Source organism: Halomonas stenophila (assembly GCF_014192275.1).
GTDB classification, from domain to species: Bacteria; Pseudomonadota; Gammaproteobacteria; order Pseudomonadales; family Halomonadaceae; genus Halomonas; species Halomonas stenophila.
Window position 1 is genome coordinate 29,597 of sequence record NZ_JACHXR010000004.1, and the last position, 12,174, is coordinate 41,770.

The following is a 12,174-nucleotide window of genomic DNA, read 5'->3' on the forward strand; positions in this document are numbered from 1 at the left end:
GCCTTAGTAAACAGTGTTCGCTATCCAACCGCCGGCTCCTGCCCAAGGCAAGGGGCTGTGCGTCTTACTGTATGGGTGTACAGACTAGGCACTTCAACCATCATAGGTTATGGTTTTAGTGACTTTTTCTATGTCCTCTACACCTTTTTTATTACGGCCAAATACATGATGCGAATCCTCCATTCGCTGCCCCGCACGCACAAGTTACTGTTGTTACCCGTTGCCACCATGGTCACTGTGCTGGGCGCCCACAAGATTCTCACCTCGGTCGAGGATGCCCGGCATGACCGGCAACCCCTCGACACCGTCCTGGTCCCCCTCGACGCCAATGCCTCCCCGGGCGTGCCCTCGCTGTCCCTCGATCGCGAACCAGTCGCCAAGGCCATCCAGGTGGCTTCACGGGCCATGGATGCCACCCGCGAGCCCGTGCCCCTGTCACGGCTGGCCGCCTCCGAGATCGTCGACCTCGACCTCATCGAGACGGCCCGGGCCAGGCCGGCCCTTGCCTCGGCCGAGGGCGATGACGCGCAACGCGAGGCCATGGGCACCGCCTCCTCTCCCCTGGAGGAGGACGCCCGCCACATGGCCATCGTGCTCGGCACCTTGGCCAGCGGCATGCTCGCCTCCAACGAGCGCCTGGTGGCCGACGCCACCTCCTACGAGGAGGTCTCCGAGGACGAACTCGAGCTGTTCGACGAGGGCCCGATCCTCTTCGAGGAAGAGATCGCCGCCAGCGAGCCCTATGTCCCCGAGTGGCAGACCTACACCGTCCAGCCGGGCGATACCTTCGCGATCATGGCCCAGCAGCACCTGGGCATGGGCTACAGCGAGGTCATGACCCTGTTGGAGGCGATGCCCGAGCCGCGCCTGCTGACCCACTGGCGGGTCGGCAACCACTTCGAGTATCAGCTCGACGCCAAGGGCGAGCTGCTCGCCCTGCGCCTGATGAAGAACGCCCGGGACGGCTACCTGGTCGAGCGTGGCGAGCAGGGCGTCGACGTGGCGACCATCGAGCGCGCCGGCGAGGCCACCCAGCGGCTCTTTGCCGGGACGGTGAGCGGCAGCTTCGCCCGCTCGGCACAGGCCACGGGCCTGACCAGCGCCGAGGTGGCCGAGCTCGCCCACGTGCTGGAGAAGAAACTGGACTTCCGCCGCGACACCCGTCGCGGCGATCGTTTTCAGGTGCTGGTGGAATCCGACATCATCGATGGCGAGAGCCTCGACCCGCGGGTGCTGGCGGTCAACTACGACGGCGCGCGCATGGACCTGACCCTGGTGCGCAACGGCGAGGACAACCGCTTCTACACCCCGGATGGCGCCAGTCTCGATCCGGCCTTCGACCGGCGGCCCTTCGCTGGCCACTACCGTCTGAGCTCGCCGTTCAACCCGCGTCGCCACCACCCGGTGACCGGGCGCATCAGCCCCCACAAGGGCACCGACTTCGCCATGCCGAGTGGCACGCCGGTCACCGCGCCCGCCGACGGCCGCGTGGAGAAGGTCGGCAACCATCCGGCGGCCGGCCGCTACATCGTCGTCCGGCATGACAACGGCTACAAGACCCGCTACCTGCACCTGTCGCGGCCGATGGTCAATCGCGGCGACCGGGTGACCCGCGGCGAGCGCATCGCCCTGTCCGGCAACACCGGCCGCAGCACCGGCCCCCACCTGCATTACGAGGTGCTGGTCAACAACCGCCAGGTGGACGCCATGAAGGTCGAGCTGCCGGAGAGCCAGAGCCTCAGCGGCGATGCCCTGGTGGCCTTCCAGCGCCAGGCCGAGCCGGTGCTGGCGGCCCTGCAGAGCGGCGAGACCGGCACCACGGTGGCCAGCACGGAAGCCGAGGTCAGCGACTCCGACGACGAGAGCTGAGCCCGCCCCGGCCCTCATGACGACGCCCCGCTCGTGCGGGGCGTCGTCGTGTGTGTCCCCGCCGTTGGGGCGGCAAACACCGCCTCGGCGCGGGCCGCCTCCTTGACTCAGCATCGTCGGGACGGCCGCCACCTCCGTGGCTCCGCGCGCCTGTGCAGCGGCCTCCGGCCCGGTACACTGGCGATGAGATCCCCAGCCGGAGCCCACGCTTGCCCAGCCGTGATGCCCACGCCGAGACCACCCCGCCCGGGGAGGGGCGCCTGCCCGCCTTCCTCGGCGTCTTTCGCTACAGCCACCGGGCCCTGGGCCTGGTCTGGCAGACCTCACGGGGCCTGACCCTGGGGCTGGCCCTGTGCACCCTGGTGGCCGGCGTGCTGCCCGCGGTGGCCGCCTGGATCGGCCAGCTGATCGTCGATGCGGTGGTCGCCGCCATGGCCCAGCACCGCGAGGGCTCAGCCCCGCTCGTCGACCTGCTCGGGCCGGTGCTGCGCTACGTGGCGATGGAGGCCGGGGTGGTGGCGCTGATCGCCCTGGCCCAGCGCGGCCTCTCGGCCCAGCAATCGCTGCTGCGTGCCCTGCTCGGCCAGAAGGTCAACGTGATGATCCTCGAGAAGGCCGGCACGCTGTCGCTCGCCCAGTTCGAGGACTCGGAGTTCTACGACAAGCTGACCCGGGCCCGGCGGGAGGCCTCGACCCGGCCCCTGGGCCTGGTCAACAAGACCTTCGGCCTGGCCCAGAACGGCATCTCGCTGGTCAGCTTCGGGGTGCTGCTGGTGCAGTTCTCGCCCTGGGCCCTGGTGGTGCTGGTGATCGGCGCCCTGCCGGTGTTCGTCTCCGAGGCCCGCTTCTCCGGCGACGCCTTCCGGCTGTTCCGCTGGCGTTCGCCCCAGACCCGCATGCAGATGTACCTCGAGACGGTGCTCGCCCGGGAGGACAGCATCAAGGAGGTCAAGCTGTTCGGCCTGGAGCCGCTGCTGCTCGACCGCTACCGGCGCATCTTCGACACCCTCTACGCCGAGGATCGCCGCCTGACGATCCGCCGCGAGTCCTGGGGCTTCCTGTTCGGCCTGCTCGGCACCCTGACCCTCTACGCCGCCTACGCCTGGGTGGTGGTGGAGACGGTGGCCGGCGCCCTGACACTGGGCGAGATGACCATGTACCTGATGGTCTTCAAGCAGGGCCAGGCGGCGCTGTCGGCGAGCCTCACCGCGATCGGCGGCATGTACGAGGACAACCTCTACCTGTCGAACCTCTATGAATACCTGGAGCAGCCGGTGGCCCGCGAGACCGGCCGGTGCACCCGGGGCACCCGGCCGGGCGACGGCATCCGCTTCGAGGGGGTGAGCTTCACCTACCCCGGCGCCGATGCGCCGGCGCTCGCCGACATCGACCTGCACCTGACGCCGGGCCACAGCCTGGCCCTGGTCGGCGTCAATGGCTCGGGCAAGACCACCCTGATCAAGCTGCTGACCCGGCTCTACGACCCCTCCGAGGGGCGCATCCTGCTCGACGGCAGCGACCTGCGCGACTGGGACCTGGCCACGCTGCGTCGGCGCATCGGGGTGATCTTCCAGGACTTCGTGCGCTACCAGCTCAAGGTGGGCGAGAACCTGGGCGCCGGCGACGTCGCGGCCTTCGACGACGAGGCGCGCTGGCAGGAGGCAGCCCGGCGAGGCCTGGCGGAGGACTTCATCGCCACCATGTCGGCGGGCTACCACACCCAGCTGGGCCGCTGGTTCAAGGGCGGCCAGGAACTGTCCGGCGGACAGTGGCAGAAGATCGCCCTGGCCCGGGCCTACATGCGCGAGGACGCCGATATCCTGGTGCTCGACGAGCCCACCGCGGCCATGGACGCCGCCGCCGAGGCGGCGGTCTACGCCGACTTCCGCGACCATGCCCGGGACAAGATGACGGTGCTGATCTCCCACCGCTTCTCCACGGTGCGCGCCGCCGACCAGATCCTCGTCATCGACGGCGGGCGCATCCTCGAGCGCGGCGACCACCACAGCCTGATGGCCGAGAACGGCCGCTATGCCCGGCTGTTCCGGCTGCAGGCCAGGGGCTATGAAGACCCCTAGCGCACCACCGGCCGAGCCAGGGCGGCGACCAGCGCCGGGTCGCGATCATAAATATCCGGCCGGAAGCTCGGCAGGCCGCCCGCCTCCGCGCGGGCCGTCCAGTAGTGCAGCATCAGGGGCACCTCCCGGGCCAGGGAGACGTTGCGGGTCGCGCCATCGGCGAGCAGGGCCCCGAGATTCCAGGATGTCCCGGTGTCCTCGAACAGCATCCGTGCCAACGCCATGACCCCTTCCACGCGAATGCAGCCGGAGCTCAGGGCCCGCTGGGACTGCCGGAAGAGGCTCTGCGCCGGCGTATCGTGCAGATAGACCAGATGGTCGTTGGGAAAGCGCAGCACCAGCTGGCCGAGGGGGTTCTCGGGGCCGGCCCGCTGGCGCAGGATCACCCGCCCCGGCCGCCACCAGTCGATGCGCCAGGGGTTCAGGCGACGCCCGCTGGGGGTGAGCACCACCATGTCGTGATCGATCAGATAACCGGGATCGCGGCGCACCCGGGGCAGCACGTCCTCGCGCAGGATGGTCGGCGGGACGGTCCAGGTGGGATGCAGGGTCAGGTGGGTGATCGACGAGTGCAGCACCGGGGTGGCTCGACCGGGCTGGCCGACGATGATGCGGGCCTGCCATGTCTCGCCGTCGGGGCGCCGGTAGTGGATGCGCTGGCCGGCGACGTCCACCTGCACGCGATGCTCGGGCGGTGCCCCCGACAGCCAGCGCGCCCGTTCGAGGTTGGCACGGATCGTCGCCAGGCGTTGGGCGGCCGGGACATTGAGCGCCGCCCGGGTACGGGGCCCGACCACGCCATCGTCATCGAGCATGTGTCGCCGCTGGAAGCGGCGTACCGCCTCGACCAGGCCGGCACCATAGTGATGCGGCGCCAGTGCCTCCAGGGCGACATCCGGGTAATGCGCCACGTCCGCGGCCATGACCTCCAGCTCGCCGATCGCCGCCAGGCGCCGGCGCAGCAGGGCAACGTCCGCGTCCACGTCGCCGGGCCGCAGCGATTTCCGTCGCTCGGGCAGCGTCGGCCAGCCGCCCAGGCGGACGATGTTGCGATAGCGCGCCAGTGAGCGACGCAGGGCGTCGTAACCCTCGGTGGCGGGCCGCGCCATGGCCAGCACCCTATCGACCTCGCCGGCCTCCAGGGCCCGGGTGATGGCCACCAGGTCCAGCTCGGGCGGTGGCACCGGGATCTCCCAGCCCGGGTAGACGTCGCGAGGATCGAGCCGTCCGCGCTGCAGGTGGCTCAGGGCGCGGAGCAGGGTGTCGCTGGCCAGCACATCGAAGCGGGCCCGAGCCGCCTCATCGGCGCTCGCATCGAGAGCGCCCCCCGCCTCGCGTTCCAGCCGGGCGGGCCGATAGTCCGGCGGGGTCAGGCCTTCGTCGCCCAGGGCATACAGCAGGTCGACCAGCGCGGCCACCTTGGCCCGATCCTGCCAGGCCAATTCGCCTCCACGGCGCACGTAGAAGGCCGAGACACGCGGCGGCGATGCGCGGAGGGCCTCCTCCACAGGCACCGGCAGCGGCTGGACCCGGCCGACATCGCCCATCGGGAAGGGGTGCGGCGGCTTGGCCGCCGCTGCCGTCGCGTCGGCGAAGACGCCCAAGGAAGCCAGAAGGACCAGAAAGGCCATACTCCAACGACCGACCCCTCGTGTTAGAGTACCCCCTGTTCGCATGAGACCGCCTCCTGCCGATAGATGGTCGGGACGGGTCCGCCTGGCCGCGATCCTCATGATACGCCCCTTGAGCCAGCGACATCCCGCCCATCGCCGGGCGTTCATGCGTCAACCGAATCGTGCAAGCCAACAATTCTGGGACTCCGCATGCCATCGCTGCGTTCGCTTCGCCGAGCGACGGGCCCCCTGCTGGCCGTCGCCCTGATGACCCTGACGCCCCCCGCCCTCTCGGGGAACTTCCTCGCCCAGGCCCACACTCCGGCGGCGGCCCCGTCCTCCCTGCTCGCCCAGCGCCTGACCCGGCTGGCGCCCAATGCCGACCCCGAGGTGCTGCGCCTCGCCGCCCGCGCGCTGCACTGTGCCGATCCCGAGGCCGAACGGCTGGCGGTGATCGATTTCTCCCGGCCCTCCACCGAGGAGCGGCTCTGGGTCTTCGACCTGCGCCAGGCGCGGCTGCTGTTCCGCGAACTGGTCTCCCACGGCCAGGGCTCCGGTGACGCCATGGCGAGCGATTTCTCCAACACCCCCGACAGCCACCAGTCCAGCCTCGGGCTGTTCCGCACCCTGAACAGCTACCAGGGCAGCAACGGCTACTCGCTGCGCCTGGAGGGCCTCGAGCCGGGCGTCAACGACCTGGCCTTCGAACGGGCCATCGTCATGCATGGCGCCGACTACGTCAGTGAGGCCTTCATCGAGCGCACCGGGCGGCTGGGGCGCAGCCATGGCTGCCCGGCGGTACGCTCCGAGGTCGCGGTGCCGCTGATCGACAGCCTCAAGGACAGTCAGTACCTGTTCACCTACTACCCCGACCCCGAGTGGCTCGCCCAATCCGAGTTCCTGCGCTGTCCCCGCGGCGACCAGGGCGACCAGCGCCTCGCCATGCAGTGAGGCACCATGGCGGGGCAAGGCCCCGCCAGAGCTTGCTGCTTTGCACCATCACGCCCCCGTCGACACCTCGCCTCCTCCCTTCATCGATATCGTAACCACCTGAATAAAAGGAAAAACAAAAGAGATGGCAATGCATATGCATAGCCAAGGGCAGAGAGTGCCAGACGTGGACCAGGCCCCTGGGGTACGAGTGCGTCGGACCCGACCTTCAACGGCGAAGGCCCAAGATCGTGTGTTCGAACGTCATTCGACGAGGTATGCCCCATGGAAATCCAAGACAAGGCCAACAGGATACGCTTGTTCAACTGGAAGATGCCGCAGATGCGCGCCTTCCACTTCTCCTGGTTCGCCTTCCACATCTGCTTCTTCGGCTGGTTCGGTATCGCCCCCCTGATGGCGGTGGTGCGTGACGACCTCGGCCTGACCAAGACCCAGATCGGCAACACCATCATCGCCTCGGTGGCCATCACCGTGATCGTGCGCCTGGCGATCGGCGTGCTATGCGACAAGATCGGCCCGCGCCGCGCCTATACCTGGCTACTGTGCCTGGGCTCGCTGCCGGTGATGAGCATCGGCTTCGCCGACAGCTTCGAGTCCTTCTTCCTGGCGCGCCTGGCCATCGGGGCCATCGGCGCCTCCTTCGTGATCACCCAGTACCACACCTCGGTGATGTTCGCGCCCAACGTGGTGGGCACCGCCAACGCCACCTCGGCCGGCTGGGGCAACCTGGGCGGTGGCACGACCCAGATCCTGATGCCGCTGATCTTCTCCGGCATCCTGATGCTCGGCGTCAACGAGGCCCTCGGCTGGCGTCTGGCCATGGTGGTCCCGGGCATCGTGCTGTTCCTCACCGGTATCGCCTACTACTTCTTCACCCAGGACGCGCCCAACGGCAACTTCGACGAACTGCGTGCCCGCGGCGAACTGCCCGAGGCCGACGGTGAGCACGGCATGGGCGCCAGCTTCGCCACCGCCGCCAAGGACATCCGCGTCTGGGCCCTGTTCGTGGTCTATGCCGCCTGCTTCGGCGTCGAGCTGACCATCAACAACATCGCCGCCATCTACTTCTTCGACAACTTCGGCCTGACGCTGGCCACCGCCGGCCTGATCGCCGGCCTGTTCGGCCTGATGAACCTCTTCGCGCGGACCCTGGGCGGCATCTTCTCCGACCTCTTCGCCCGCAACTCGGGCCTCAAGGGGCGGGTGCGCTGGCTGTTCATCGCCATGCTCTGCGAGGGCGTGGCCCTGATGTTCTTCTCGCAGATGCATGTCCTGGCGCTCGCCATCGGCATCATGCTGGTGTTCAGCCTCTTCGTGCAGATGGCCGAGGGCGCCACCTTCGGCGTGGTGCCCTTCATCAACAAGAAGGCGCTGGGCGCGGTGGCCGGCATCGTCGGCGCGGGCGGCAACGCCGGGGCCGTGGCCGCCGGCTTCCTGTTCCGCTCCGAGGCCCTGACCTACCAGCAGGGCCTGTTCTACCTCGGGATGGCGGTGATCATCGCCTCGCTGTGCGCCCTGCTGGTGCGTTTCTCCCCCGAGGTCGAGGCCGAGGAGAATGCCGCCTACCAGGATGCGGCCGGCGACCAGCCCGCGGCGGCCCTGTCGCTGCGCTGAGCCCCGGCTCGAGGGGCAGGGATGCCCCATCCCCCTCGTCACGCCATCGTCGCCTCGCCGCGGCGGTGGCGTTCGCGTTTGCAGGGGACCGCAGTTCTGGCCATGCTGGAAGCGGGTAGTGACCCGAAAGGGAGAAGCGCATGGTGGATCGTGTATTCCTGATCACGGGGGCGTCCAGCGGGATCGGCGCGGCCACCGCCCGGGCCGCGTCCCGGGAGGGTTACAAGCTGGTGCTGGCCGCCCGCTCCGAGACACGCCTCGCCGGCCTCGCCCAGGAGCTCGGTCCCGAGAACGTGCTGACCGTCGGCATGGACGTGACCGACATGGCCGCCCAGCAGGCCATGGTGGAACAGGCGCTGGAGCGTTTCGGCCGTCTCGATGTGGTCTTCGCCAATGCCGGCCGCGGCGGCTCCCCCGGAGGCTTCGGCGGGGCCGACCACGAGGCCTGGCGCGACATGATCCTCACCAACATCTACGGCGTGGGCCTCACCGTGCAGGCCACCCTGCCGGCCCTGCGCAAGAGCCGCGGCCATGTGCTGCTCACCGGGTCCGCCGCCGGCCGCGCCACCCTTCCCGGCTCCATGTACGGGGCCACCAAGTGGGCGGTGACCGGGCTCGGCTACAACCTGCGCGAGGAGTTGCGTGGCAGCGGCATTCGCGTGACCCTGATCGAGCCCGGCATGGTCGACACGCCCTTCTTCGACGAGCCCCCCGAGCATGCCCTGCACGACAGGGACATCGCCGCGGCCGTCCTCTACGCGGTCGGCCAGCCCGAGCACGTGGACGTCAACGAGATCCTGGTGCGTCCCACGCCGCCCCGGGACGATGACTGACGCCACACCTCATTCCCCATGACGACAGGAGCCACACCATGACGATCGCCACCGGTGACCGCCTTCCCGACATCACCATCAAGACCAACGGCCCCGAGGGACCGAAGGACCTTTCCACCGGCGACTTCTTCGCCGGCCGTCGGGTGGTGCTGTTCGCCGTCCCCGGCGCCTTCACCCCGGGCTGTTCCAACACCCACATGCCGGGCTTCGTGGTCCGCGCCGACGATATCCTCGACGCCGGTGCCGATGCCATCGGCTGCCTGGCGGTGAACGATGCCTTCGTGATGGATGCCTGGCAGCAGAACCAGAACGCCGGACGCTTCACCATGCTGGCCGACGGCAACGCCGACTTCACCCGGGCCCTGGGCCTGGAGATGGATGCCAGTGCCGGCGGCATGGGCACCCGCAGCAAGCGCTTCGCGCTGATTGCCGATGATGGCGTGGTCGAGTACCTCGGCGTCGACACCCAGAAGGGGGTGATCGAGGCCAGCAGCGCCGACACCATCCTGGCCCGGCTCAAGGGCTGATCCGAGGCCGCGGCCCGCATCGAGGAGACGACCATGCACGATGCCATGACCCTAAGCGGCAGCTGCCTGTGCGGCGCCGTGACCCTGGCGGTGGAGGCCGCCCGGCAGAACATCGGCGCCTGCCACTGTCGGATGTGTCGCACCTGGGGCGGCGGCCCGCTGCTGGCCCTGGAGTCGGTCTCCCGCGTCGAGATCGAGGGCGAGAACAGCGTGACCGTGTTCGCCTCCTCGGACTGGGCCGAGCGCGCCTTCTGCCGCCACTGCGGCACCCACCTCTTCTATCGCCTGAGAACCGGCGAGCACTATGCCGTGCCGGCGGGACTGGTCGATGACGGGGAGGCCTGGACCTTCGATACCCAGATCTTCATCGACGAGAAGCCGCCCTGGTACCACTTCGCCAACGCCACCCGCGACCTGACCGGGCGCGAGGTCTTCGAGGCGTTCGAGGCACGCAAGGACTGAGCGGCCCCGGGATCGCGCGACATCGGCGGTCCCGGAGCCGATACGCCTCCTCCCGCCGACGGCCCCTGTCTCCCGGCCATTCCGGGGGTAGGGGATCGTGCCGCCTCCGCCGCGCGACCGCGCCACGACACGCCTTGGCCGAAACGGGTGACGCCCGCCGTCCCGTCTGGCTATATTAAGAAAGAATGAATGAGCGAAGGCGACCGACGTCGAGGACGACCCCGATCACAGGCAAGGAGATCCCTGATGCGACACCTATTCACCCTGGCATGCCTGGCCGCGGGCCTGATGGCGGGCGCGGCCGGCATCCAGGCACAGGACGAGCCCTCGCCCGGCGACGAGCAGGTCACCATCCAGTCGGGGCCACGCGTGGTCGGTGAGGTCTTCGAGTATGCCACCGGCGGCACCACCTATGAGGGCTACCTGGCGCGCAATGCCAGCATCGACCAGCCGCAACCGGCGGTGCTGGTGGTGCATGAATGGTGGGGGCTGGACCGCTATGCCCGCGCCCGAGCCGATCAACTGGCGGCGCTCGGCTTCGTGGCCCTGGCGGTGGACATGTACGGCGATGGCCGGCTGGCGGCGCATCCCACCGAGGCCCAGGCATTCTCCACCCGGGTGATGCAGGACTGGCCGGCGGCACGCGCCCGGCTCGAGGCCGCGATGGCCAGGCTCGGCGAGCATCCGGCGGTGGCCGATGGCGGCATGGCGGCGATCGGCTACTGTTTCGGCGGCAGCGTGGTGATGAACATGGCGCTGTCCGGCATGCCGCTCGAGGCCGCCATCAGCTTTCATGGGGGCCCGACGATGGCGGTGAAGATGCCCCAGGCCTTCGAGGGCAGCGTGCGCATCCACAACGGCGCCGAGGACGGCTTCGTCGCCCGCGACGACCTGATGGCGATGGCCCAGGCCCTCGAGGCCCAGGGCGCCGACGTCGAGGTGACGAACTATCCCCTGGCCAAGCACGGTTTCACCAATCCCGAGGCCGACGCGCTGGCCACCCAGCACGATCTGCCGCTGGCCTATGATGCCGCCGCCGATGCCGCCTCCTGGCAGGCGGCGCTGCTGACCCTGGACGCCGCCCTCAACGACAACGACTGACCGGACGACGACATCACGCGGCATCGACCCCGAGATGATCGATGATCCAATTGGATTCCTCGAACCGACGCATGGCGTGTTCGGTAGTCCAGCGCTGCTCATCGAGCGTTTCCGGGTCCCATTCGCTGCGCTCTACGGCGAAGAAGTCGCCTCCGTAGATATGGATCGCCGCGGTCAAACGGGGAATCGGGTTGGTCACCGAATGAATGATGTCGTGCTTCAGCGGCGCGGCATCACCGGCGGCCAGTGCCTTGGCGCCCACTGCCTCGATGTGCCCGTGCCGGCTTGAAAGCCGCCGCCAGAAAATATTGTCTTCGCGACCGGTATAGATGCCGATCACCGCCCACATTCGATGGTCGTGTGGCATAAGCGTCATGTAAGGCGCCCACACCATGTTGATGATGGTCAGATCCTCCGAGCGATAGAGCGGGTGGAGCCCGCCGCGTGTCGGTTCCCCGAGTTCCTTGAGAATGGCGGCCGGATCGGAAACCGCTCTCGCGACCACTTCCCGCACCAGCCGGGGGGATTCGTCGGCGGCAAGCGCGCTGCGACAATCGGCGATGAACTGTTCGGTGTCAAACATGATGGATGCCCTCCTCTACCGTGCGCCTCGACCGCCAACCCTGCTGTTGCCGCGAGAGATATTCGGGAACCCACGGTGTCCCGGACAGTCGTGACGCCTCGTGGAAATACGGGCAACGAAGTGAAAGATCCCGTAACTTCACCATCGGCCACCTTGATCGATACTTCCAATACCTTCATTTTTTAAGTATGGAAGGTCGCGATGCCCCGTCGCGCAGGTAATGCGTATGTCGCCCCTGGGGGCGAAAGGAGGGAGTGACGTCGTCGATGGCCATCAGGACCCGCTTGTTCAGCGTCAGCCCGTAGGTCGCTTCGTCCTTCACGTCTTGCGACGCGATGAAGCGGCTGGACCAGAGCACGATCACGCACTGCGCCTCGCCGAGTTCACGCTCGATGGCCGCGTCGACGTGCTCACCCGTGCGGAGCCTCGGGGCCCGCCACACGGACCAGCCGTCGGCCTCGAGTGCCCCTGCCAACGCCCTGGCCTCGGTCTCTCTTGTAGCTGATAAAGATATCGCTCATCAACGAGCCCTGGCTCGCCCTG

Annotated in this window: 11 protein-coding genes; 8 read left to right on the forward strand and 3 right to left on the reverse strand. The window is 68.5% G+C overall.

The window, feature by feature from the left end:
- Positions 1 to 165: 165 nt before the first annotated feature.
- Positions 166 to 1,869, forward strand: coding sequence for a peptidoglycan DD-metalloendopeptidase family protein (locus tag FHR97_RS08630; RefSeq protein ID WP_183383399.1), 1,704 nt, complete (start codon positions 166 to 168; stop codon positions 1,867 to 1,869).
- Positions 1,870 to 2,078: 209 nt separating this feature from the next.
- A complete protein-coding gene (locus FHR97_RS08635; RefSeq protein ID WP_221187741.1) occupies positions 2,079 to 3,947 on the forward strand; it encodes an ABC transporter ATP-binding protein in 1,869 nt (622 codons plus the stop codon).
- Here FHR97_RS08635 and FHR97_RS08640 read toward each other — a convergent pair.
- A complete protein-coding gene (locus FHR97_RS08640) occupies positions 3,944 to 5,578 on the reverse strand; it encodes a L,D-transpeptidase family protein (RefSeq protein ID WP_183383400.1) in 1,635 nt (544 codons plus the stop codon). The genes FHR97_RS08635 and FHR97_RS08640 overlap by 4 nt on opposite strands.
- Positions 5,579 to 5,770: 192 nt before the next feature.
- Between FHR97_RS08640 and FHR97_RS08645 the strand changes: the two genes are divergently transcribed.
- The 6 genes from FHR97_RS08645 (at position 5,771) to FHR97_RS08670 (ending at position 11,048) form a co-directional block, all read left to right on the forward strand.
- Positions 5,771 to 6,511: a murein L,D-transpeptidase catalytic domain family protein gene (locus tag FHR97_RS08645; protein ID WP_183383401.1), complete on the forward strand. Its 741-nt coding sequence runs from the start codon at positions 5,771 to 5,773 to the stop codon at positions 6,509 to 6,511.
- 264 nt (positions 6,512 to 6,775) lie between these two features.
- Positions 6,776 to 8,125, forward strand: a complete 1,350-nt coding sequence (locus FHR97_RS08650; protein ID WP_183383402.1) for an MFS transporter — start codon at positions 6,776 to 6,778, stop codon at positions 8,123 to 8,125.
- Between the two features lie 140 nt (positions 8,126 to 8,265).
- Positions 8,266 to 8,958 (forward strand): SDR family oxidoreductase, encoded by a 693-nt coding sequence (locus FHR97_RS08655; protein WP_183383403.1) that lies wholly within the window; start codon positions 8,266 to 8,268, stop codon positions 8,956 to 8,958.
- A 38-nt stretch (positions 8,959 to 8,996) separates the two neighbouring features.
- Positions 8,997 to 9,485: a peroxiredoxin gene (locus FHR97_RS08660; protein ID WP_183383404.1), complete on the forward strand. Its 489-nt coding sequence runs from the start codon at positions 8,997 to 8,999 to the stop codon at positions 9,483 to 9,485.
- Positions 9,486 to 9,518: 33 nt separating this feature from the next.
- On the forward strand, positions 9,519 to 9,947 hold the full coding sequence (locus tag FHR97_RS08665) for a GFA family protein (RefSeq protein WP_183383405.1): 429 nt from the start codon (positions 9,519 to 9,521) through the stop codon (positions 9,945 to 9,947).
- A 246-nt stretch (positions 9,948 to 10,193) separates the two neighbouring features.
- Positions 10,194 to 11,048 carry a dienelactone hydrolase family protein gene (locus tag FHR97_RS08670; protein WP_183383406.1) on the forward strand — a complete coding sequence of 285 codons (855 nt, stop codon included), beginning with the start codon at positions 10,194 to 10,196 and terminating at the stop codon, positions 11,046 to 11,048.
- Positions 11,049 to 11,061: 13 nt separating this feature from the next.
- Here the strand turns inward: FHR97_RS08670 and FHR97_RS08675 are convergent, their stop codons facing one another.
- Both FHR97_RS08675 and FHR97_RS08680 read right to left on the reverse strand, forming a co-directional pair.
- Positions 11,062 to 11,631: a hypothetical protein gene (locus FHR97_RS08675; protein WP_183383407.1), complete on the reverse strand. Its 570-nt coding sequence runs from the start codon at positions 11,629 to 11,631 to the stop codon at positions 11,062 to 11,064.
- A gap of 175 nt (positions 11,632 to 11,806) precedes the next feature.
- The gene (locus FHR97_RS08680) at positions 11,807 to 12,145 is read right to left on the reverse strand and encodes a toll/interleukin-1 receptor domain-containing protein (RefSeq protein WP_343065586.1); all 339 of its coding nucleotides are present in this window, start codon (positions 12,143 to 12,145) and stop codon (positions 11,807 to 11,809) included.
- Positions 12,146 to 12,174 lie beyond the last annotated feature (29 nt).

What these genes read in the sequence shown, in the direction of transcription:
- FHR97_RS08650 (WP_183383402.1), top strand. Translation starts at nt 6,776, where the DNA reads ATGGAAATCCAAGACAAGGCCAACAGGATACGCTTGTTCAACTGGAAG.
- FHR97_RS08655 (WP_183383403.1), top strand. Translation starts at nt 8,266, where the DNA reads ATGGTGGATCGTGTATTCCTGATCACGGGGGCGTCCAGCGGGATCGGC.
- FHR97_RS08660 (WP_183383404.1), top strand. Translation starts at nt 8,997, where the DNA reads ATGACGATCGCCACCGGTGACCGCCTTCCCGACATCACCATCAAGACC.
- FHR97_RS08670 (WP_183383406.1), top strand. Translation starts at nt 10,194, where the DNA reads ATGCGACACCTATTCACCCTGGCATGCCTGGCCGCGGGCCTGATGGCG.
- FHR97_RS08630 (WP_183383399.1), top strand. Translation starts at nt 166, where the DNA reads ATGATGCGAATCCTCCATTCGCTGCCCCGCACGCACAAGTTACTGTTG.
- FHR97_RS08665 (WP_183383405.1), top strand. Translation starts at nt 9,519, where the DNA reads ATGCACGATGCCATGACCCTAAGCGGCAGCTGCCTGTGCGGCGCCGTG.
- FHR97_RS08645 (WP_183383401.1), top strand. Translation starts at nt 5,771, where the DNA reads ATGCCATCGCTGCGTTCGCTTCGCCGAGCGACGGGCCCCCTGCTGGCC.
- FHR97_RS08640 (WP_183383400.1), bottom strand. Translation starts at nt 5,578, where the DNA reads ATGGCCTTTCTGGTCCTTCTGGCTTCCTTGGGCGTCTTCGCCGACGCG.
- FHR97_RS08675 (WP_183383407.1), bottom strand. Translation starts at nt 11,631, where the DNA reads ATGTTTGACACCGAACAGTTCATCGCCGATTGTCGCAGCGCGCTTGCC.